The following is a 21,595-nucleotide window of genomic DNA, read 5'->3' as shown; positions in this document are numbered from 1 at the left end:
TCATAACTCCTTGTTTAGGACGGCAGAAAGGGTTAATGGCGCTTCAAGCACGCAACTGTATCGATGCTCGTGCAGGAAATGCGTCGGCGGCAACACCACGGAACACATCGTTCGGGCGTACCGGCAACGCGGGTGAAAGGCACAGCCTGTGGGCAAATTCAGCGGGCTCGGTGGCTCACCGGGCAAAGGTTCTGCAGGCAACGGCCGATGCGGATCGATCTCGGGGATCGCCTCGATCAACGCCGCCGTGTACGGATGGCGCGGTGCGGTAAACACCGCTTCCACCGGGCCTTCCTCGACGATTTTGCCCAGGTACATCACGGCGACGCGGTCGCACAGGCGCCGCACGATGGCCAGGTCATGGGCGATAAACAGGATCGCCAGGTTCATGCGCTGCTGCAGTTCCAGCAACAGGTTGATGATCTGGCCCTGGATCGACACATCCAGCGCCGCCACGCATTCATCGGCGATGATCAAGCGCGGTTCCACCGCCAGCGCCCGCGCGATACCCACACGCTGGCACTGACCGCCGCTTAGAGAGCCGGGTTTGCGACTGGCCAATTCGGGGCGCAGGCCGACCAGATCGAGCAGTTCATTCACGCGGGCCGGTATCTGCTGCGGCGCGACCTTGCGCTGCACGCGTAACACTTCGGCAAGGGTTTCGCCGATGGTGTGGCGCGGGTTCAGCGCGGCGTACGGGTCCTGGAAGATCATCGCGGTTTCATGGCGCAGGCGGGCGATATCAATAGCGCTGCCGTGGGCCATGTCGACGCCATCGAACAGCACCTGGCCAGCGCTGATCGGGTTGAGGTGCAGAATCGCCCGGCCGAGCGTGCTCTTGCCGCTGCCGGACTCGCCCACCAGCCCCAGGGTTTCACCGGCGGCCAGGTTCAGCGAGACACCATTGACCGCCCTCACCCACTGTTTACTCAGGCCGAACACACCGGTACCGGACGCTGCGAAACGCACCTCAAGATCCTTGATCTGCAACAGGCTCATGATCGGTCTCCCAAGGGATAGTGACACGCCACCCGCGCGCCTTCCGGCAGCAACTGCATGCACAAGGCGCCCGCCTGCGCACAGCGCGGGTTGAAGCGACACCCTTGCGGCAGTGCGTCCAGCAACGGCGGCTGGCCGGGAATCGTGCGCAGCAACGCGTGCCCACTGCTGTGGGCGGGCTGGCAATCAATCAGGCCTGCGGTGTATGGGTGTTGCGGGTTGCCCAGCAACTCGTACTTGCTGCCGTGCTCGCACAGACGCCCGGCGTACATCACCGCGATGGAATCACAGGTTTGCGCCACCACACCGAGGTCGTGGGTGATCATGATGATCGACAGGCCGCGCTGGTCGCGCAGCTCCAGTAACAGGCGCAGGATTTGCGCCTGCACGGTGACATCAAGGGCGGTGGTCGGCTCGTCGGCAATCAGCACTTTCGGGTTGCAGCCCAGCGCCACAGCGATCATCGCGCGCTGGCGCATGCCACCGGAAAACTCGTGGGGGTAGTTGTCGACCCGCGCCTTGGGATCGGGAATGCCGACCTGGCGCAGCACGTCGATGGCTTGCAGGCGCGCGTCTTTTTTCGACGCGCCCTGGTGCAGGCGAATGCCCTCGGCGATCTGCTCGCCGATGCGCATCAACGGGTCCAGGTGGCTGCTGGGGTTCTGGAAGATCATGCCCAGTTGCCCGCCGCGCACGGCGCGCATGCCGGCATCGTCCAGCGTCAAAAGATCCTGCCCGGCCAGGCGCACAGCAGCGCCTTGCACGCGCAAGTTGGGCGATGGCAGCAGGCGCATCAACCCGCGACAGGTCAGGGTCTTGCCCGAGCCACTCTCGCCCACCAGGCCGAGGATTTCACCCTCGGCCAAGTCAAAGGACACGCGGTCGACCAAGGTGACATCGCGCCCGGCATTGTTGGCGATCACGCTGAGGTCACGCACTTGCAGCAGGCTCATGCGCGATCCCCCAACACTTGCGCCACGCCATCGGCGAGCAGGCTGAAGCCCATGGCCAGCGTGACGATGGCCAGGCCCGGAAAGGTGCAAATCCACCAGGCCGTGGTTATAAACGCCTGCCCTTCGGCCACCATCGTGCCCCACTCGGCGGTCGGCGGTTGCACGCCCAGGCCCAGGTAACTCACGGCGGCGCCATTGAGCAGCACCAGCACGGCGTCAGACATGGAAAACACAATCGAACCGAACATGGCATTGGGCAGCAAATGCCGGAACAGAATGCGCCCATGGCCAAAGCCCAGGCTTTTGGCGGCCAGCGCAAACTCGCTTTCCTTGAGCACCAGGATCTGCGAGCGGATCAGCCGCGCATACGACACCCAGCCCACCAGCGCCATGGCGATATAAAAGCTTTTCAAGCCTGGGCCGAGAATCGCCATGATCGCCAGCATCAGCACAAGAAACGGGAATGCCAGGATCACGTCGATCACGCGCATGCAGAAGCTGTCGAAGCGCCCGCCGATGTAGCCGGAAACCGCGCCGACGAAGGTGCCGATCATGAACGGGAAAATTACCCCGACAATGGCCAGTTGCAGGTCGATGCGCGCGCCCCAGATCACCCGCGAAAGGATGTCCCGCCCGTAGTTATCCGTGCCGAACGGGTGCGCCAGGCTAGGTCCGAGCAAACTGATGTCAGTGTTCTGCGCGATCGGGTCAAACGGTGCGACCCACGGTGCAAACAGCGCCAGGGCCAACCACACCAGCAGGATCAGCAGGCCCCACGCCGCCGTCAGCCGGCCATTGCGAAAACCGAAACGCAGGCGCAAACGCCACGGGGCGATCAGTGGGCGGCTGCTCATTGCATGTTCACCCGTGGGTCGAGGGCCACCGTCACCACATCGGCGACGAAGTTGACCACCACCGTCGCACAGGCCAGCACCATGGCCACGCCCTGCACCACCATGTAGTCACGGGTGAAAATGCCGCGTACCAGCAATTGGCCGATACCGGGAATGGCGAACAGGCTCTCGATCACCACCGTGCCGCTGATCAGCCAGCCGATGTTCACCGCCAGCAGATTGACCGCCGGCACCAGCGAATTGGGCAACACATGCCGACGGAACACGGCGGCCTCCGACAGCCCACGCGCCCGCGCGGCGGTGACGTGATCGGCCTGCAATTCCATCAGCATGCTTGCGCGCAGGTTGCGCACCAGCACCGCCGACAGCGCCAGGGCGATGGTCAGACACGGCAGCAGCATATGATGGGCCTTGTCCAGCCAGGTGCGGCCGTAGCCAGACACCGGGAACAGGCCCCACTTCACACTCAGCAACAGAATCAACATCAAACCCAGCCAGAACGCCGGCATGCCCAGGCCGACGGTGGTGAACACGCGGATCAGGTTGTCCGCCCAGCCGCCTTTATTGCGCGCCGCCCATGTCGCCAGCGGCAGCGCAATCAACAGCGCCAGCAGCACGCTACCAAGCACCAGCACCAGGGTCGGCTCGATGCGGGTGACGATCAGCTTCAAGGCATCGACTTTGTACAGCAGCGATTGGCCGAGGTCGCCCTTGAGCAGGTTCTTGAGGAAGTAGAAGTATTGCAGCCACAACGGCTGATCCAGGCCGTATTGGGCGCGGATTTTCAGCAAGGCATCCGGCGTACTGCGCGAGCCGAGCAAGGCCCGGGCCGGGTCGCCCGGGATCGAGCGCACCAGCACGAAGGTGATCAGGCTGATGCCAAACAGCACCGGCAGCAATTGCAGCGGCCGGGACAGCACAAAACGGTAGCGCGCCAGGTTCATCCGTCAGCCCCGGTGACGCGCGAGGAAGTCCAGCAGCACCGGGAAGTACGCGTGAGGCTCCTCATAAAAAGGCATGTGGCTGCTGTTGGGGAACACGTGCAACTCGGCATGCCTGGCGGCCAGCTTCATGCGATGGGCACAGGCGGGCGTGAGCTCATCGTGCTGGCCGGTGGTGATCAGGATCGGCATCTTGAACTCGGCCATCTCGGGGATGCGGTTCCAGTCCTTGAGGTTGCCGATATAGAGGAATTCGTTGGGGCCTTGCATGGTTTCGTACGGGCCCATGTTCCAGTCGCCGAGCGAGCGTTTGACCGGCTCCGGCCATTCGTCCAGGCGGCAGACGTGGCGGTAATTAAGCAAGGTGATGGCGGCCTGGTACTGCGGGTGGTCCAGAGTGCCCATGGCTTCATGACGCTGCATCATGGCCACGGTTTCGCTGCCGAGGGCGCCGCGCAGGCGTTCGAGTTCCTGGGACAGGTGCGGAATGTCGCCGACGGTGTTTTCGAGGATCAGGCTTTTCAGCGCATCGGGGTAATGGATGGCGTACTCGATGCCCAGCCAGCCGCCCCAGGAATGCCCGAGCAGGTGCACACGGCCCAGGTCGAGGGCCTGGCGCACGGTTTCGACTTCTTCGACATAACGGCTGATTTCCCACAAGGAAACATCAGTCGGTCTGGCTGATGCGCCGGTGCCAAGCTGGTCGAATGCAACCACTCGCAGGTTATGCTCTTTGAGCCAGCCATGGGCGTCGCGCAAGTAGTCACACGGCAGGCCCGGGCCGCCATTGAGACACAAGAGCACCTCATCGCCAGCGCCAAAGCTGTAGACCACGAGGTTATGGCCGTCGACTTGCACGTTGTACTGCTGGTCGGGGGCAATTTCACGCCACATGCATACATTCCTTGTGTTGTATCGGCCTGGCAGGTAGCGGCCGTTAATCAGGCCAACACTACCGAGGATGCCGTGCGTCCATAACCTAGTATTTCTTATAGGTTTGGCCTGGCAGTCCTTCGCCGGGGCGTGGCATTCTACTTGCCGCAAGTCGAGATTCAAATGAATTCGGGAGCAGAACGGATGCTGACCAGGCTGACTGCCTTCAATAATCGTCTGATGCCGGGCAGGAGCCTGGATGAGCAGATGGACAATACCTTTATCCTCGCCCAGCAACTGGGCTTCGACGCGCTGGTGTACGACTACACGCCGGTGCCCATCGACCAGGACGGCTCACTGATCACGCCCTCGGTGCTGGAGCTGCGCAACACGCCGCCCGACTGGCATGCGTTATGGTGCAGCGAAGGGTTTTACCAGATCGACCCGGTGCAACACCTGGCCCTGAGCACGGTGTCCCCGTTCGTATGGTCCTACGAGGCAAAAGCCCAGACCGCGCTGCAAAAAATCATCGACCCCTGCCACGCTCCCGTGTCCTCTTACCTGCATGAACGCCAACTGACCTGCGGAGTCAGCGTGCCGATCCACCTGCCCCGCGGCGGCTTCGCGTCACTCACCGGCTTGCGCACCGGCAAGGCCAGTACGGTGTTGAAGGATGCGCAGCAGACCCTGGCGGATTTCAGCCTGATCACCCATGCCCTGCAGGAAGCGGCCTACCCGCTGTTCAGTAAAGAGCTGCGCACTTACCCGCATATTCACCTGACCAAACGCGAGCGTGAATGCCTGAAATGGGCTGCCGACGGCCTGACGGCTGCCGAAATCGCCACCCAGTTGAGCCGCTCGCTGGCGGTGGTCACCCTGCACCTGGCCTCGGCGATGCACAAGTTAGGGGCCAAGAACCGCGTGCAGGCGGTGGTTCGCGCCACGCATTACCGCTTGCTGGAAGACTGACCAGTGGGCAAAACCTAGCTGTTTTGCTAGTTACTTAAACTTCACGTGCGGACTATCGTATCCATGATCCTTTTTTTTCAGAGCAGGGTACGAAATGGAATTCATCGAGAAAGTGCGCGAAGGTTATGCGGCATTCGGCGCCTACCAGACCTGGTACCGCGTCACTGGCGACCTGACCACCGGCCGTACACCGTTGGTGATCATCCACGGCGGCCCCGGCTGCACCCATGACTATGTCGACGCCTTCAAAGACGTGGCTGCCAGCGGCCATGCGGTGATTCACTACGACCAACTGGGCAATGGCCGCTCCACCCATTTGCCGGACAAAGACCCGTCGTTCTGGACCATTGGCCTGTTCCTTGAAGAGTTGAACAACCTGCTGGACCACCTGCAGATCAGCGACAACTACGCGATCCTCGGGCAATCCTGGGGCGGCATGCTCGGCAGCGAGCACGCGATTCTGCAGCCCAAGGGCTTGCGCGCGTTTATCCCGGCCAACTCGCCCACCTGCATGCGCACGTGGGTCAGCGAAGCCAACCGCCTGCGCAAACTGCTGCCTGAAGGCGTGCATGAAACCCTGCTCAAACACGAACAGGCCGGCACCTACCAGGACCCGGAATACCTCGCCGCCTCACGGATTTTTTACGACCACCACGTGTGCCGCGTCATCCCGTGGCCGGAAGAAGTGGCCCGCACCTTCGCAGCAGTGGACGCCGACCCGACGGTGTACCACGCCATGAGCGGCCCGACCGAGTTTCATGTGATTGGCAGCCTCAAGGACTGGAATGTGATTGGCCGCCTGTCGGCGATCAATGTGCCGACCCTGGTGATTTCCGGCCGACACGACGAGGCGACGCCGCTGGTGGTCAAGCCGTTCCTGGATGAGATCGCGGACGTGCGCTGGGCGCTGTTTGAAGATTCCAGCCACATGCCCCACGTGGAAGAGCGCCAGGCGTGCATGGGGACCGTGGTCAAGTTTCTGGATGAGGTGTGCTCAGTGCCGCACAACGTCCTCAAGGCGGGCTAACTTCCGCTGTGGGAGCGGGCTTGCTCGCGAATGCGGGGTGTCAGTCAATGAAGATATCGACTGACCCAGCGCATTCGCGGGCAAGCCCGCTCGCACATTTTCAGACTGCGGTGGTTTCAGGTTTTACTGCCTTCCTGGGCGCATCCGGCACCAGCGGAATCTCTCTCCCGTCGGCATCAAACAACTTGCCGCCGCTGAAGTAATCCCCGTCGCGCAATGCCGCCACATCGTGGAAGCACAAACTGCGCTCAGTCCCCGCCACGAACACCGACTGCTGGTCCGAGTTACCCGCAGTGAAGTGGTTGAACGCCAGGTTCAACAGGATCGCCATGATCGCCGACGAACTGATGCCCGAGTGGAAAATGGTCGCGAACCAGGTTGGGAAGTGGTCGTAAAAGTTCGGCGCGGCGATGGGGATCATGCCGAAGCCGATAGACGTGGCCACGATGATCAGGTTCATGTTGTTGCGGTAATCCACCTTGGACAGCGTGCGAATACCACTCGCCGCCACGGTGCCGAACAGCACGATCCCGGCGCCACCGAGCACCGATGTCGGCACGGCCGCGATCACCCGGCCCATGAACGGCAACAGCCCCAGCACCACCAGAAACACCCCGCCCGTGGCCACCACAAAGCGGCTCTTTACCCCGGTCACCGCCACCAGGCCGACGTTCTGGGCGAACGCGCTTTGGGTGAATGAACCGAAGATCGGCGCGAACATGCTCGACAGCATGTCGGCGCGCAAGCCATTACCCAGGCGCTTGGAATCGACCTTGGTGTCGATGATCTCGCCCACCGCGAGGATGTCTGCCGAGGTTTCCACCAGGGTGACCATCACCACGATGCACATGGAAATGATTGCCGCCACCTGAAAGGTCGGCATGCCGAAATGGAACGGCGTGGGGAAGCCGAACATTGGCCCCTGGGCCACACCGGAGAAATCCGCCATGCCCAGAAACACCGCGATCACCGTGCCGATCACCATCGCCAACAGAATCGACAGCCGCGAAATTGTCGCGCTGCCGATCTTGCTCAGCAGCAACACCAGCACCAGGGTCAACGCCGCAAGGCCGATATTGGCCATGCTGCCAAAATCCGCCGCGCGGCTGTTGCCGCCCATGGCCCAGCGTGCCGCCACTGGCATCAGCGTGAGGCCAATGGTGGTGATCACAATGCCGGTGACCAACGGCGGAAAAAACTTGGTGATCCGTGAGAACACCGGCGTGATCAGCAACCCGATAAACGACGCGGCCATCACCGCGCCGAGAATCGCCGGTATCCCGCCGGCGCCATCACTGCCGACTATCGCCACCATGGTTGCCACACCGGCAAAGGACACGCCCTGCACCAGCGGCAGCTGGCAGCCAAAAAATGGCAGGCCGAGGGTCTGCAACAGCGTGGCCAGGCCACCGGCAAACAGCGACGCGGCGATCAACAGGCCGATATCCGCCGGCGACAAACCGGCCGCCTGGCCGACGATCAACGGCACGGCAACGATGCCGCCGTACATGGTGAGCACATGCTGCAGGCCGTAAGCCATGTTGGCGGCGGCGCCAAGATTCTCATCTTCTGGCCGCTGCGGTGACGCCTTCGGGATAGTCATGGTGAGGGGTTCTCTGTTTTTGTTGTGCGAACACTGTATGCAATGTTTGGACTGCATGTCCATAGAGTTGTATACAATCAATCGAACAAGATACCCTCCATCGGCGTTACAAAAACAATCCGGCCGTCATGAGCCAGAACGCCAAAGGACTAAAACAATGAAAAAGGCATTACAGGGCGCAACCGTTGCATTGACCCTTCTCGGCGGTGGGGAGGCCGTCGCGGTGGAATGGATGAACAACAGCGTAGGATTTCGCTACGGCCAACACTTCACCAATCCGAATAACCCCGATGACTTCAGCAAACGCATCTACAGCTTTACCCACGCCAGTGGCTACCAATACGGCAGCAACTACCTGAACCTGGATGTGTTCCTGTCCGACAGCCACGACCCGCGCAAGGGCACCGACCATGGCGGCAGTGAGGTCTATGCCGTTTACCGGCATCAACTGTATGCCTCGCGGGTGTTTGATGTGCCGCTCGGCACCGGGCTGATCAAGGATTACGCGCTGACGCTGGGCTTTGATGCCAACCGCAACAACAACGTCGCCTCAGCCAAAAAGCGCGCACTGGTGATTGGCCCGACGTTGAAGTTCAACACGGTCGGTGTGTTGGACCTGAGCCTGATGTACTACAAGGAAAAGAACCACACCGGCATCCCCGGCGCGCAGGAGTCAAACCATACGTTTGACGACACCTACATGCTCAACCTGACGTGGATGCGCCCGTTCGACATCGCCAACCATGCGGCGAAATTCCAGGGTTTTATCAATTACGTCGGGGAGAAAGGCGAGGACTACCATGGCCGCGACACCGCGCCAGAAACGCTGATGCGCACCGCGCTGATGGTGGCGGTGCGGCCGGGTAAAAGCGTGAAGCCGAACCTGTATCTCGGCGTGGGTTACGAGTACTGGCACAACAAGTTCGGCGTGGACGGCGGCCGGGGGACTCGGACCTCTACGCCAACGCTGAATATGGAAATCACCTTCTAGCCACTGAAGAAACCCAATCAACTGTGGGAGCTGGCTTGCCTGCGATGGCATCAACTGGATGTACCTGATGTACCGAGTTGTCTGCATCGCAGGCAAGCCAGCTCCCACACAAGCCAGCTCCCACAGGTTTGATTGCATTTCAGCTTTAGGCGTTTGCCAGCTCCGAATTGTCCGTCTTCGGCCGCGCCAGCCAATAACCCAACACCGCCAACGGCGCAGTCGCCAGCATCACAATCACCGTAATCAACAGCGGCTGGTCAATCATTGACGACACCAGCAGGCTGCTGAGAAAGCACAGCCCCAGTTGCAAGGTGTTTTGCAGTGCCGCTGCCTTGCCGGAATTTTCCGCAAACGGCATCAGCGCATTCGCCACCACGATCGGGTAACTGGCGCCGTTGACCAGCGCCATCAGGCAGAACGGAATCAGCAAAGTGGTCAGCGTGGGCACGGTCAACGTGGCAACCAGGTACAACGCCACCATGCTGATGCAATAAGCCACCAGCAACCAGGGCAGCAGGGTTTTGCCCTGATAGCGCTGCAAGGCGCTGCGGCAGCTGTAACCACCAATCAGAAACGCCAACGTCGGCAGCACGTAGCTCAGGCCGATGTCATTCGGGCTGTAACCCATGTCGCCCAGGATGAAGGGCGAGGCCGTCAGCCAGGCAAAGAAACTGGCCGAGCAGGCAGCAAAGATCATCACGTTGCCGGTGAACACGCGAGAGGTCAGCAACTTCCCATAACCGAGGCGCGAAGGCTCGCCCTCCTCTGTCCGACGTTTGGGCATTTTGCGCAGGAACAACGTCGGCAGCAGCAACAGCAGCGACACGCCCAGCAGTACACCGAAGATCGCCTGCCAGCCGAAGTGATTCAACACCATGGCGCCCAGCAACGGCGCCAGGGCCGGTGACAGCGACATCAGCGGCATGATGCTGGCGAACACGCGATGCGCCTTGTCGGCCGGGTATCGGTCGATCACCAGAGCCTGCCAGCTCACCGCCGCAGAACACACGCCAATCGCCTGCATAAAACGCAACGCCAGCAGTTGCGGCGCGGTCTGGACCCAGAACATGCCCAGGCAACCCACTACAAACAGGCTCAGGCCCGCCAGCAGTACCGGCTTGCGCCCGAGGCGGTCGGACAACGGCCCCCACAACAACTGCCCCACCGCAAAACCGGCGAGGAAAATACTCAAGCTGGCGCCCACGGCGCCCGCACTGATCTGCAACTGCTCGCCCATGGCGCCGAACGCCGGTAAGTACATATCCATGGCGAGATAACCGAGCATGCTCAGCCCCGCCAGGTACCACGTGAAACCAAAAGAATTTTTCATTGAAGCCTTGCTGATCTTGCCATCAAACTATTTGCTGACTGGCGCCCATTATGAAGCTGACAGTGTGGGTGTGAAGCGATAATAATTGGACACCTCTATCAAATATTTTGAAGGCAACCATCATGTGGTCCGAATACTCGCTGGATGTGGTGGATGCCGTGGCGCGCCACGGCAGCTTCAGTGCAGCCGCCCAGGAACTGCACCGCGTGCCTTCGGCTATCAGCTATACGGTGCGTCAGCTCGAGGAATGGCTGGCGGTGCCGCTGTTTGTGCGTCGCCATCGTGACGTGGAGCTGACCCCGGCCGGCCGTCTATTTATAGACGAAGCCCGCGGCGTGATGAAAAAAATGCTCGGTACACGGCGTTTGTGCCAGCAGGTGGCGAATGGCTGGAGCGGCCAATTGAAGGTTGCGGTGGACTCCATCGTCAAACCCCAGCGCTGTCGGCAGCTGGTGCTGGACTTCTATCGGCAGTTTCCCGAGGTGGAATTGCTGTTGGAGTACGAGGTGTACAACGGCGTATGGGATGCCTTGGCCGATGAACGCACCGACATTGTGATCGGCGCCACCAGTGCGGTGCCGGTGGCCAGCCACTTCACCTTTCGCGACATGGGCCTGCTGAACTGGCTGTGTGTGGTCAGCGCCAGGCATCCGCTGGCGGCGCTGGACGGCTTGCTCAGTGACGATCAACTGCGGCCGTTCGCGTCGCTGTGCATGACCGACACCTCGCGCAACCTGCCCAAGCGCGACACCTGGACCCTGGATAACCAACGCCGGCTGGTGGTGCCCAACTGGTCCTCGGCGCTTGATTGCCTGCGCGATGGCCTGTGCGTCGGCATGGCGCCGGCGCATCAGGTGTTGCCATGGATCGAACGCGGCGATCTGGTCGCGCTGCAATTGCGCCGGCCGTTCCCGGCCAGCCCGTCGTGCGTGGCCTGGGCCCAGAGCAAGTTGTCGCCGGCGATGAGTTGGTTGCTGGAGTACCTGGGCGACACCGAAACCATGAATCAGGAGTGGCTCAATGGCCCAGATCTGTGAAAGTCACACCGATTCAATGTGGACTTGTGTGGGAGCTGGCTTGCCTGCGATGCAAGCGCCTCGGTCTTAATGTCAGACCGAGGTGATGCTATCGCAGGCAAGCCAGCTCCCACATTTTGATCGGGGTTCAATCCAGCAGGCGGGCGATGGCCCTTACGATCATCTCCACCTCCTTGGCCTCCAGCGTCAGCGGCGGCAACAGGCGGATGATCTTGCCGCGCGTCACGTTAATCAGCAGGCCATGCTCGTGCGCTGCGCGATAGGCCAGATCGCGATAAGGCTGTGCCAGTTCGATCCCGACCATCAGGCCTTGCCCGCGAATCGCCAGCACCTGCGGGTGCTCGCTTAACTCCACACGCAGCCGCGCCAACAGCCGCTCGCCCTGTTGCGCGGCGTTCTGCAGCAAGCCTTGCTCCTCAATAATGTCCAGCACGGTGCAGCCCACGCGGCAGGCCAGCGGGTTGCCGCCGAATGTGCTGCCGTGGCTGCCGGGTGTGAACAGCTGGGCCACCGCGGACCGGGCCAGGCAGGCGCCGATGGGCACGCCATTGCCAAGGCCTTTGGCCAGCGTCATCACGTCCGGCACGATGCCTTCATGCTGGAACGCAAACCAGGCGCCGGTGCGGCCGATGCCGGTCTGGATCTCATCGAGCATCATCAGCCAACCGTGGCGCGTGCAATGCTCGCGCAGGGCTTTCAAGTAGCCGGGCGGCGCTGGCAGCACGCCACTTTCGCCCTGGATCGGTTCCAGCAGCACCGCGGCAATGCGCGGGCCGAAGTGTTGCGTGATGGCTTCCAGCGCTGCCAGGTCGCCAAACCCGACCTTGAGAAAATCCCCCGGCAAGCGCTGAAACCCCAGGCGCACCGATGGCCCGTCGCTGGCCGCCATGGTGCCGAGGGTGCGCCCGTGAAACGCATTCTCCATCACGACCACCAGCGGTTCTTCGATGCCTTTTTTCCAGCCGTGCAGCCGTGCGAGTTTCAGCGCTGTTTCGTTGGCTTCGGCGCCGGAGTTGTTGAAGAACGCACGGTCAAGGCCAGACAACTGTGTCAGGCGCTGGGCCAGCCGTTGCTGCCAATCAATGCTGTAGAGGTTGGAGGTGTGCAGCAACAGGCCCGCCTGTTCACTGATCGCCGTCACCAGCCGAGGGTGGGAATGCCCGACATTGGTCACCGCCACACCGGCAACCGCGTCGAGGTATTCACGGCCCTGCTGGTCCCACAGGCGCGTGCCCAGACCACGGGTGAAGCTCAGGGCCAAGGGTTGATAGGTGGTCATCAGGCAGGCGGCGGTCATGGTGGCAAGCTCCAGTGCATCATGGTGATGGCACCAGTATCGTTAGCCACCCGAGCTGGATAAACTGCGCATTCCTGTAATGACTTTAAACCAAGGCTTGATAATGGATCTGTTCCAGGCAATGTCGGTGTACGTCAAAGTGGTCGAGACTGGCAGCATGACGGCTGCCGCGCAGGAGTGCGGGATGTCGACCACCATGGTCGGCAATCACTTGCGCGCCCTGGAGCAGCGCCTGGGTGTCAGCTTGCTCAAGCGCACCACGCGCAAGCAAAGCCTCACCGAATTTGGCGGGCAGTATTACCAGCGCTGCCTGGAGGTGCTGGGGCTGGTATCCGACTCTGAAGTGTTGGCAGAGCAGGCCCACAGCGAAACGCCCAAAGGCAACCTGCGCATCACCGCGCCACCGGTATTCGGCACCGAACGCCTGACGCCCGCCCTGAGCGAATTTTCCCAACGCTACCCGCTGATCAACCTCTACGTGGTGCTCAGCAACGAGCGGATGGACCTGGTCGACAGCGGCTTCGACGTAGCAATCCGTCTTGGCGAGCTGGAAACCTCCAGCCTGATCGCCCGGCCCATGCAGGCCTACACCCTCACCCTCTGCGCTTCGCCGGATTACCTGGCACGCCGCGGCACGCCGCAGACACCCAATGACCTGCAGCACCATGACTGCCTGGCGTTCGCCTACCCGGCGACCGACAACTGGCGCGACTCCGACAAACTGTGGCGCCTGACCGGCGAGGAAGGCGAGGTGGAGGTGCCGGTGTCCGGGTCATTGACCATCAACAGCTCGCAGGGCCTGCGCCAGGCGGCCGTAAACGGCATGGGCATCATCATGCTGGCCGACGCCCTGGTGCAACCGGACCTGGAGAGCGGCAAGTTGGTAGCCTTGTTAACCGCCTACAGGCTGCCCTGCCGCCCCATGCACCTGCTTTACAGACAGGACCGCTACCGCCTGCCCAAGCTGCGCGCCTTTGTGGATTTCGCCATGGAAAAGTGGGCGCGCTAAAAGCCCACGCCCAACGCCCGCAGGCGCGCCGCGGTACGCTCGGCCGACACGTGATGGATGCCTTGCCAACCGAGGGCCACGGCCGCCTCGACATTGCCCGCCACGTCGTCGATAAACACCACTTCGCCCGGTTGAATATCCGGCAGATGGGCGCGCACCTGGCCGAGGCTCGCGTGATAAATCGCCGCGTCCGGCTTGATTTGCTTCAACTCGCCGGAGACCACAATGTCGCGGAAATACTGCAGGAACGGGTAATTGGCCCGCGCATAGGGAAAGGTTTCAGCCGACCAGTTGGTGAGCCCGAACAGCGGCATATCGGCTTGATGCAACGCCTCGAGAATCGCCACACCTTCGGGCAACGCGCCGCGCAGCATCTCGTGCCAACGATCGTAATAGGCCTGGATCAAGGGTGCGTGTTCCGGGTACTGCTCGATCAGGTGGCGAGTGCCTTCGGCCAGGCTGCGACCGGCGTCCTGCTCGGTGTTCCAGGCTTGGGTGCAAATGGTGTCGAGAAAGTGTTGCCGCTCGTGATCGTCGGCAATCAACTGGCGGTACAGGTGGTGCGGGTTCCAGTCGAACAGGACACCGCCGAAATCAAAAACTACTGCACGAATCGTCATCAGATCCTCCGTTAGCGTGGCTTGATAGCCGTAGGAGTCTGGCAGATTAAGGGCAGTGGCGGGAGCGCGATGGCTTGCAGGAGGGTTTTGAATTCACACAAAGCAAATGTGGGAGCGGGCTTGCTCGCGAAAGCGGTGCGTCAGCCACTGTATTTGATACTGACATACCGCATTCGCGAGCAAGCCCACTCCCACATTTTTTGACCGTGTTTTAGGCTTGAATCAGGCCGTTGATCTTCACGGTCGGGTTCACGTCAGCGTCGTAGTCCACGCCGTCGATTTCAAAACCGAACAAACGCAGGAACTCAGCCTTGTAACCGGCAAAGTCGCTGATTTCGTTAACGTTGTCGTCAGTCACCTGGTTCCACAGCGCTGCCACGGCGTCCTGGACTTTGGGCTCCAGCTCAGCCAGGTCGGCACGCAGGCGGCCGTCGGCATCCAGCTTCGGCTCTTTGCCGTACAGGCTGTCCTTGAACAGGCCGTAGACCTGCTCGATGCAGCCTTCGTGGGTGCCCTGCTCTTTCATCACTTTGAACAGCAGCGACAGGTACAGCGGCATGATCGGGATCGCCGAACTGGCCTGGGTAACCACAGCCTTGAGCACCGACACACGGGCGTCGCCCTTGAGTGCGGCGAGGTTGTCGCGCAGGGTCAGGACTTTCTTGTCGAGGTCTTTCTTGGCTTCGCCGATGGAGCCGTTCCAGTAGATATCCTGGGTCAGCTTTTCACCGAGGTAGGTGAAGGCAGTGGTCTTGGCGCCTTCAGCCAGCACGTCGGCGTCACGCAGCGCGTCGATCCACAGCTGCCAGTCTTCGCCGCCCATGACTTTCACGGTGCCGTCGATTTCTTCCTGGGTCGCAGGCTCAAGCGTGGTATCGACCACAACGCCTTTGTCGGTGTTGATACCGCGCAGGGTCACGGCCTTGCCGATCGGCTTGAGGGTGGAGGTGTGCACCACGCCTTGCGGGTCGGTACGGCGTGGCGCGGCCAGGCTGTACACCACCAGGTCGATTTTGCCGAGGTCTTTCTTGATGGTTTCGATGGTCAGGCGCTTGATCTCGTCGGAGAACGCGTCGCCGTTGATGCTCTTGGCGTACAGGCCTTTTTCAACGGCAAACTTCTCGAACGCTGCGCTGTTGTACCAGCCGGCGGAGCTCAGCTTGCCTTCTTCGCCTTCTTTCTCAAAAAACACACCCAAGGTATCGGCGCCGCAGCCAAACGCAGCACTGATGCGCGCGGCCAGGCCGTAACCGGTGGAGGCGCCGAGGACCAGCACCTTCTTCGGGCCGCCTTCGATGACGCCATGCTGGGTGACGTAGTCGATCTGCTCTTTGACGTTCGCTTCACAGCCAACAGGGTGAGCGGTCACACAGATAAAGCCACGAACCCGCGGTTTGATGATCATAAAATTTCTGCCTCTTCCAAGGTGCCGAAGGCCAATGGTGGCCATTCAACTTAATCGTACCGGTCTATGACGTCCAAAAAACCGAAGCGTCACGATAGTCGCAAATCTTCTGTTTACAAAATCCAATCAACAAAAGGCCGGATACGCCACTGCGCGGGTTAAAAACTGTGCCAGGCCTTCACAATTTCGCAATATTTAAAACGCCCAGCGCCGCCGGAACCCACTATCATGGCAACATTGTTTCGCTTTGTTTCAGGTTCGGAGCCACGCTTCATGAGTAAAAGTGCTGTTCAAAAAAAGCTGGTCTCAGCCGCCTGGGTGCTGGGCGTTCTGTTGTTCATGTACTGCTTCCCGCGCACCAGCCTGGTATTTCTGTTGCTGGTGCTGTTCTGCGGCATTTATGACTTCCTGCGCAACGGCCTGTACGACCGCGACACGATCAAGAAATACTTCGTTGGCAACGGCCGCAACACTTGGATATTGGCGCCGTTCAATACCCTGTTCGACCTGTTCAGCCTGCGCAACCGCCACGTCTACACCATGAGCGACCTGCCGCCCGCCTGGCGTGAAGACCTGCAACAGGTGATCGACGACGCCATGGCCCACAAGGACGAAATCATCGGTTACCTGGACGAACGCATGGCCGAAAAAAAGCGCGGCATGTTGTTTTTCCAATGGTATGGCCGCCCGATCGAAACCACACTGGACATCCCGCAGCTGCGCAAAAAACTGCCGTTCGTGAAGACCATCGGGGTGTCGGTGTTCAACGAAAACCGCTCGACGTCGTTCCACTTCGGCCCGCTGCGCATGATGTTCCGGGTGCTCTACAACATGGCGCCGGCGCCGCACCACGAGGGTGTTTACATCCAGGTGGGCAAACACAAGCATTATTGGCACGACGACCCGCTGTTTATCTTCGATGACACGCTGATGCACGCGTCCTTCAACAAGAACGACGCAAAGCGTTACTGCCTGTTCATCGATATCGTGCGGCCGACCTTGCTGCCCTCCGTGCTCAACGCCGTGATCTCGGGCTTTGCCGGGCTGGTGTTTACCCTGCGTCGGGTTTTCTACAAAAACTGGAAGCTGATTCAGTAAGTTCTGCGGCATGATGGTGCTGGACGGAGTTTGCGCACGGCCTCATGCCTGCCAAACTGTGCGTCTCGTGCGACCGAGTTCGGCGCTCACCATTCTCCAGCCATCGCCACCCCTGCCGGGTGCGGTGGCTGTGCTTTCAAGGAATCAGAATGCCCCAACGTCAAGTCATCAATGCCTCCGTCAGCCCCAAGGGCAGTCTCGAAACCCTGTCCCAGCGTGAAGTCCAGCAACTGAGCGAAGCCGGTACCGGCAGCATCTACACGTTGTTCCGCCAGTGCGCTTTGGCCATCCTTAACACTGGCGCGCACATCGACAACGCCAAGACCATCCTCGACGCCTATAAAGACTTTGAAGTGCGTATCCATCAACAGGATCGCGGCGTACGCCTGGAACTGTTGAATGCGCCGGCCGACGCCTTCGTCGATGGCGAAATGATCGCCAGCACCCGCGAAATGCTGTTCAGCGCCCTGCGCGACATCGTCTACACCGAGAACGAGCTGGACAGCCAGCGCATCGACCTGAGCAATTCCCAGGGCATCACCGACTACGTGTTCCACCTGCTGCGCAACGCCCGTACGTTGCGTCCGGGTGTCGAGCCGAAAATCGTGGTGTGCTGGGGCGGCCACTCGATCAATACCGAAGAATACAAATACACCAAGAAAGTCGGCCACGAACTGGGCCTGCGCAGCCTCGACGTGTGCACCGGTTGCGGCCCCGGCGTGATGAAAGGTCCGATGAAAGGCGCGACCATTTCCCACGCCAAACAGCGCATCACCGGCGGCCGCTACCTGGGCCTGACCGAGCCGGGGATCATCGCTGCCGAAGCGCCAAACCCGATCGTTAACGAGCTGGTGATCCTGCCGGACATCGAAAAACGCCTGGAAGCCTTCGTGCGCGTAGGCCACGGCATCATCATCTTCCCGGGCGGCGCCGGCACGGCTGAAGAGTTCCTGTACCTGCTGGGCATCCTGATGCACCCGGACAACCGCGACGTGCCGTTCCCGGTCATCCTCACCGGGCCGAAACACGCGGCGCCGTACCTGCAACAACTGCATGCCTTCGTCGGTGCCACCCTCGGCGAAGCGGCGCAGGCGCACTACCAGATCATCATCGACGACCCGGCCGAAGTGGCGCGCCAGATGACGGCCGGGCTCAAGGCCGTGAAGCAGTTCCGCCGCGAGCGCAATGACGCGTTCCACTTCAACTGGCTGCTGAAGATCGACGAAGGCTTCCAGCGCCCGTTCGACCCGACCCACGAAAACATGGCAGGCCTGCAACTGAGCCACGCCCTGCCGCCCCACGAACTGGCCGCCAACCTGCGCCGCGCGTTCTCGGGGATCGTGGCCGGTAACGTCAAGGACAAGGGCATTCGCCTGATCGAGCAACACGGCCCGTACGAAATCCACGGCGACCCGGCCATCATGAAACCGCTGGACGAGCTGCTACAGGCGTTTGTCGCCCAGCACCGCATGAAGCTGCCGGGCGGTGCCGCGTATGTGCCGTGTTATCGCGTGGTGCAATGAATTAGCGCTGTACCGCCACACATTTGATTTCCACCAGTAACCCGGGATGCGCCAGTTCTGACACGCCAATGGTCGTCCAGGCGCAATGCCCGCGTGGGAACAGGCGGTTTTTCACCTCGCGAAAAACCGCCATGTGCTGGCTCATATCAACGTGATACGTGGTCATGTCGACCACGTCTTCAAAACGGCAGCCGCCCTCCTCCAATACGTGCCGCAGGTTCTCCCAGGCGGCGATGAATTGCGCCTCGGGGTCTTCTATTACGGCCAACTTCGGCGTACGGCCGACCTGGCCTGCACAATACAAAGTGTTGCCAACTTTTACGGCAGGCACGTAGCCCGCGCGCTCTACGATGGGTTGCATGGCGGGCGGGATGATGCGGTGGCGGTCGGTCATAGCTTGTATCTCTTAGGGTCTCTGAAAAGCGTGTGAACGTGAAAACGTCGAGCTAGGGTTTTACCTGTTCCCACCCACGTCTACCAGCGAGCGACCTATGGACCAACGGATCTTGTCCTTCATCAATCCTTACCTTAGGGTAAGGAACATTACGATGGAGATCTTCACTATGGCGACCGCCACACTGACTTCAAAAGGGCAAATCACCATCCCGGTCCAAGTCAGGACCGCACTGGGTCTGGAAACCGGCGACCGGGTTGAGTTTGTCGAAACGGAAGACGGCAAGTTTTCCATCATTGCCGCGAGCAAAACCGTTCAGGACCTCAAAGGGTTGATCCGCAAGCCCGCCCAGGCCGTGTCGATTGACGACATGAACCGCGCCATCGCTGCGCAGGGAGCAAAAGCGCAATGATCGGCCTGGATACCAATGTGCTGGTGCGTTATGTCACCCAGGATGATCCCGTTCAGTCCCCCAAGGCGTCCGAGCTGATCGAATCGCTCACCACGCTTTCGCCGGGTTTCGTCAGCCTGGTGTGCGTGGTGGAACTGGTATGGGTGTTACAAAGCTGCTACCAATCGGCCAAGAGTGATGTGGTGACGGTTCTGGAAACGCTGCTGCGTACACGTGAATTGACCGTCGAACATGCCGAGATCATCTGGCAGGCACTGCGACGATTCACGGCAGGCAAAGCCGAGTTTGCCGACTACCTGATAGAGCGCTGTGCCCATGCGGCAGGCTGTGAATACACCGCCACCTTTGACCTCAACGCGGCCAAGGCTACCGGGATGAAGCGCTTGGCCTGACCGGCAGCGTTGCAGCGAATTGCGGGCTTTGGTAAAAACCGCCTCTACCCTTGATCGAGAGACACCCAACGTGCGCACGCTTTTGCTCGCAGCCTTGGCCCTGACGCCGACCTTTACCCTGGCCGACACCATCGCCTGGCCCGACCTGCCGCAAACCTGCTTCGTCAGCGGCCGGCCCGCCACCAGTGTGGATGTCGACACTGGCTGCGCGGCGTTCCTGATCAATGTACAAGGCAAGGCGGCGGGCACGCCGATCAAGCTGGATATTCCCCAGTACGCCCTGCATGTGGACGAAGCCACCGGCAAGGAAACGCCGGTGATCATCATCCAGGCCGAAGAAAACGGCGAGATCAAGGCCGTGGGCTACAAGGAATTGGGCACCGATCAGCTCGGTGCCGCGTTGCTGCGGGAGGTTCGGCTGCTGGGCACCCAAAAGCCGACCTAGCGGTTTTTTGCAGGCGCGAACCCGCTCACGCCTGCGGCCAGGCGTTCGGCCAGGGTTCAGCGAACCCAGCCACCGCCCTGCCAGTGGTAACCGTCATTGCGCTGTACCCAGTGCGGATGCACATAACGATAGCCTTCGCGCACTTGCTCCCAATGGCCGTGCACCGCGACGTATCGCCCGCCAGCCCAGCGCCAGTAGCCGCGTGACCAGACATAACCGTAGCGCGGCGCAGGTTCCACCTCGATCACTTGAACCGGCGGCGGTTGCGGCGCGACCACTTCGACATACTCACGCTGTACCGGCCCGCGCTCATGCACCACACGCTCTTGCACACACCCGGACGCTGCGACGACAACCGCCGCCAATGCCGCATAACGTAGCAACATACAAAACCCTCGGGCGCGTACGCCCAGCACCTGCACCAATAAAAAATGCCCCCATGTTTCAGCCGCGCTCCTGCTTGGCTATGGGATCTTTTTAACAGGTGATGTCTGTCGGCTTGCTGAACCTGCAGACCTCAGGAAGCACAGGCGACGGTCGGTTGTTTCAGACGCACCAGCACCAACCCCGTCACCACCACCGCAATACCGGCGTAGGTTGAGCCCTGGATCGCATCGCCAAACATCAACGCCGCCCACACCAGGGTGACCGGTGGCTCCAGATAGACCAGCGCTGCCACGTGGGTCGCTGTCATTACCCGCAACAACATCCACAAGCTCAAATAAGCGACGAATGTGGAAAACACCGTCAGCCAGACGATTGAGATCAACACGTCCGAGTCATGAGGAACACTGAAGGTGCCGGTATAGAGCACGGCGCCGGAAAAGCCGATCAGCGTCAGCAACGACTGGATGAACAGCGGCAACACCAGCCCCGCGTGCTGGCGCTGCGCGGTACGGCGCTCATACAAGGTCGCCAGCGTCAGCCCCAGCGCAGCGGCCAGTGGCAACAAGTACATGACAAAGCCGACGCTCTGCCCGCCACTGCTGTACTGCCCGGCAATCACGATGGAGACGCCGATAAAGCTGATCATCAACCCGATCCACTGCCAGCCACCGCTGCGCTCGGCAGCGCTGCCGGTCGACAATGCCGCCGTCATCAATGGCTGCAGCGCCGCGATGATGGCGGCAATGCCGGGCGGCAAACCATTTTGGATCGCCACATACAGGCAACTCAGGTAGAGGAACTGCGACAGAAAGCCGATCACGGCGTAGTGGCGAATCTGAGCCCAGGTCACCTTCAACAGCTTCACGTTCAAAAACAGCCCCAGGCACACCGACACCAGCAGGAAGCGCCAGAACAGCAGGTTGAATGCCCCGCTGCCTTGCGTACCCAACTTGGCGCCGATGTAGCCGGAGCTCCAGGACAGCACGAATGCCACCTGCAACAGCAGCCGTTTCAAGGTTGATCGCGTCATGAGGCC

23 protein-coding genes are annotated in these 21,595 nt (G+C 61.0%); 10 read left to right on the top strand and 13 right to left on the bottom strand.

What is annotated here, in order from left to right:
* The 5 genes from ABWL43_RS08075 to ABWL43_RS08055 are packed head-to-tail and all read right to left on the bottom strand — an operon-like array spanning nucleotide 1 to nucleotide 4,641.
* Nucleotides 1-999, bottom strand: coding sequence for an ABC transporter ATP-binding protein (locus ABWL43_RS08075; protein ID WP_145163129.1), 999 nt, complete (start codon nucleotides 997-999; stop codon nucleotides 1-3).
* A complete protein-coding gene (locus tag ABWL43_RS08070) occupies nucleotides 996-1,952 on the bottom strand; it encodes an ABC transporter ATP-binding protein (protein ID WP_404487397.1) in 957 nt (318 codons plus the stop codon). The genes ABWL43_RS08075 and ABWL43_RS08070 overlap by 4 nt, the downstream gene beginning before the upstream one ends.
* The gene (locus tag ABWL43_RS08065; protein ID WP_106576881.1) at nucleotides 1,949-2,806 is read right to left on the bottom strand and encodes an ABC transporter permease; all 858 of its coding nucleotides are present in this window, start codon (nucleotides 2,804-2,806) and stop codon (nucleotides 1,949-1,951) included. The genes ABWL43_RS08070 and ABWL43_RS08065 overlap by 4 nt, the downstream gene beginning before the upstream one ends.
* On the bottom strand, nucleotides 2,803-3,750 hold the full coding sequence (locus ABWL43_RS08060; protein WP_145163125.1) for an ABC transporter permease: 948 nt from the start codon (nucleotides 3,748-3,750) through the stop codon (nucleotides 2,803-2,805). Before ABWL43_RS08060 ends, ABWL43_RS08065 begins: the two co-directional genes overlap by 4 nt.
* A gap of 3 nt (nucleotides 3,751-3,753) precedes the next feature.
* Nucleotides 3,754-4,641, bottom strand: a complete 888-nt coding sequence (locus ABWL43_RS08055; protein ID WP_145163123.1) for a proline iminopeptidase-family hydrolase — start codon at nucleotides 4,639-4,641, stop codon at nucleotides 3,754-3,756.
* Between the two features lie 183 nt (nucleotides 4,642-4,824).
* Between ABWL43_RS08055 and ABWL43_RS08050 the strand changes: the two genes are divergently transcribed.
* Both ABWL43_RS08050 and ABWL43_RS08045 read left to right on the top strand, forming a co-directional pair.
* Nucleotides 4,825-5,589, top strand: coding sequence for a LuxR family transcriptional regulator (locus ABWL43_RS08050; protein ID WP_119739256.1), 765 nt, complete (start codon nucleotides 4,825-4,827; stop codon nucleotides 5,587-5,589).
* Between the two features lie 94 nt (nucleotides 5,590-5,683).
* Nucleotides 5,684-6,616 (top strand): proline iminopeptidase-family hydrolase, encoded by a 933-nt coding sequence (locus ABWL43_RS08045; protein ID WP_404487396.1) that lies wholly within the window; start codon nucleotides 5,684-5,686, stop codon nucleotides 6,614-6,616.
* Nucleotides 6,617-6,716: 100 nt separating this feature from the next.
* On the opposite strand, the gene ABWL43_RS08040 is transcribed toward ABWL43_RS08045, so the two are convergent.
* Nucleotides 6,717-8,219, bottom strand: coding sequence for a nucleobase:cation symporter-2 family protein (locus ABWL43_RS08040; protein WP_262207566.1), 1,503 nt, complete (start codon nucleotides 8,217-8,219; stop codon nucleotides 6,717-6,719).
* A gap of 157 nt (nucleotides 8,220-8,376) precedes the next feature.
* On the opposite strand from ABWL43_RS08040, the gene ABWL43_RS08035 reads away from it, so the two are divergent.
* Entirely contained in the window at nucleotides 8,377-9,210 is an 834-nt protein-coding gene (locus ABWL43_RS08035; protein ID WP_262207565.1) for a nucleoside-binding protein, read from the top strand.
* A 145-nt stretch (nucleotides 9,211-9,355) separates the two neighbouring features.
* Here ABWL43_RS08035 and punC read toward each other — a convergent pair whose 3' ends face one another.
* On the bottom strand, nucleotides 9,356-10,540 hold the full coding sequence (gene punC, locus ABWL43_RS08030; protein WP_404487395.1) for a purine nucleoside transporter PunC: 1,185 nt from the start codon (nucleotides 10,538-10,540) through the stop codon (nucleotides 9,356-9,358).
* A 122-nt stretch (nucleotides 10,541-10,662) separates the two neighbouring features.
* Between punC and punR the strand changes: the two genes are divergently transcribed.
* Nucleotides 10,663-11,577, top strand: coding sequence for a DNA-binding transcriptional activator PunR (gene punR / locus ABWL43_RS08025; RefSeq protein ID WP_404487394.1), 915 nt, complete (start codon nucleotides 10,663-10,665; stop codon nucleotides 11,575-11,577).
* Nucleotides 11,578-11,704: 127 nt separating this feature from the next.
* Here the strand turns inward: punR and ABWL43_RS08020 are convergent, their stop codons facing one another.
* A complete protein-coding gene (locus ABWL43_RS08020; RefSeq protein ID WP_404487392.1) occupies nucleotides 11,705-12,874 on the bottom strand; it encodes an aspartate aminotransferase family protein in 1,170 nt (389 codons plus the stop codon).
* Nucleotides 12,875-12,977: 103 nt separating this feature from the next.
* On the opposite strand from ABWL43_RS08020, the gene ABWL43_RS08015 reads away from it, so the two are divergent.
* Nucleotides 12,978-13,883, top strand: a complete 906-nt coding sequence (locus ABWL43_RS08015; protein WP_404487391.1) for a LysR family transcriptional regulator — start codon at nucleotides 12,978-12,980, stop codon at nucleotides 13,881-13,883.
* Here ABWL43_RS08015 and ABWL43_RS08010 read toward each other — a convergent pair.
* Nucleotides 13,880-14,503: an HAD family phosphatase gene (locus tag ABWL43_RS08010; protein WP_145163104.1), complete on the bottom strand. Its 624-nt coding sequence runs from the start codon at nucleotides 14,501-14,503 to the stop codon at nucleotides 13,880-13,882. The genes ABWL43_RS08015 and ABWL43_RS08010 overlap by 4 nt on opposite strands.
* 211 nt (nucleotides 14,504-14,714) lie before the next feature.
* A complete protein-coding gene (fabV, locus tag ABWL43_RS08005; RefSeq protein ID WP_145163102.1) occupies nucleotides 14,715-15,908 on the bottom strand; it encodes an enoyl-ACP reductase FabV in 1,194 nt (397 codons plus the stop codon).
* 273 nt (nucleotides 15,909-16,181) lie between these two features.
* Between fabV and ABWL43_RS08000 the strand changes: the two genes are divergently transcribed.
* Both ABWL43_RS08000 and ppnN read left to right on the top strand, forming a co-directional pair.
* Complete coding sequence (locus ABWL43_RS08000) at nucleotides 16,182-17,006, top strand: aspartyl/asparaginyl beta-hydroxylase domain-containing protein (RefSeq protein WP_369300596.1); 825 nt, start codon at nucleotides 16,182-16,184, stop codon at nucleotides 17,004-17,006.
* A gap of 149 nt (nucleotides 17,007-17,155) precedes the next feature.
* Nucleotides 17,156-18,529, top strand: a complete 1,374-nt coding sequence (gene ppnN / locus ABWL43_RS07995) for a nucleotide 5'-monophosphate nucleosidase PpnN (protein WP_145163099.1) — start codon at nucleotides 17,156-17,158, stop codon at nucleotides 18,527-18,529.
* Nucleotide 18,530: 1 nt separating this feature from the next.
* Here the strand turns inward: ppnN and ABWL43_RS07990 are convergent, their stop codons facing one another.
* Nucleotides 18,531-18,923, bottom strand: a complete 393-nt coding sequence (locus tag ABWL43_RS07990) for a RidA family protein (protein WP_262206405.1) — start codon at nucleotides 18,921-18,923, stop codon at nucleotides 18,531-18,533.
* A 154-nt stretch (nucleotides 18,924-19,077) separates the two neighbouring features.
* On the opposite strand from ABWL43_RS07990, the gene ABWL43_RS07985 reads away from it, so the two are divergent.
* The 3 genes from ABWL43_RS07985 (at nucleotide 19,078) to ABWL43_RS07975 (ending at nucleotide 20,172) form a co-directional block, all read left to right on the top strand.
* The gene (locus ABWL43_RS07985; RefSeq protein ID WP_106576898.1) at nucleotides 19,078-19,335 is read left to right on the top strand and encodes an AbrB/MazE/SpoVT family DNA-binding domain-containing protein; all 258 of its coding nucleotides are present in this window, start codon (nucleotides 19,078-19,080) and stop codon (nucleotides 19,333-19,335) included.
* The gene (locus ABWL43_RS07980; RefSeq protein WP_404487389.1) at nucleotides 19,332-19,727 is read left to right on the top strand and encodes a PIN domain-containing protein; all 396 of its coding nucleotides are present in this window, start codon (nucleotides 19,332-19,334) and stop codon (nucleotides 19,725-19,727) included. Before ABWL43_RS07985 ends, ABWL43_RS07980 begins: the two co-directional genes overlap by 4 nt.
* Before the next feature lie 70 nt (nucleotides 19,728-19,797).
* Nucleotides 19,798-20,172 carry a hypothetical protein gene (locus ABWL43_RS07975; protein WP_106576900.1) on the top strand — a complete coding sequence of 125 codons (375 nt, stop codon included), beginning with the start codon at nucleotides 19,798-19,800 and terminating at the stop codon, nucleotides 20,170-20,172.
* A 56-nt stretch (nucleotides 20,173-20,228) separates the two neighbouring features.
* Here the strand turns inward: ABWL43_RS07975 and ABWL43_RS07970 are convergent, their stop codons facing one another.
* Both ABWL43_RS07970 and ABWL43_RS07965 read right to left on the bottom strand, forming a co-directional pair.
* Nucleotides 20,229-20,558 carry a YXWGXW repeat-containing protein gene (locus ABWL43_RS07970; RefSeq protein ID WP_106576901.1) on the bottom strand — a complete coding sequence of 110 codons (330 nt, stop codon included), beginning with the start codon at nucleotides 20,556-20,558 and terminating at the stop codon, nucleotides 20,229-20,231.
* 131 nt (nucleotides 20,559-20,689) lie between these two features.
* Nucleotides 20,690-21,589 (bottom strand): DMT family transporter, encoded by a 900-nt coding sequence (locus tag ABWL43_RS07965; RefSeq protein ID WP_404487388.1) that lies wholly within the window; start codon nucleotides 21,587-21,589, stop codon nucleotides 20,690-20,692.
* Nucleotides 21,590-21,595: the final 6 nt, after the last annotated feature.

The organism is Pseudomonas sp. HT11, from assembly GCF_044875395.1.
Classification (GTDB): Bacteria; Pseudomonadota; Gammaproteobacteria; order Pseudomonadales; family Pseudomonadaceae; genus Aquipseudomonas.
The sequence above is the reverse complement of the archived record's forward strand: the minus strand, read 5'-3'. Positions and strand labels throughout refer to the sequence as shown.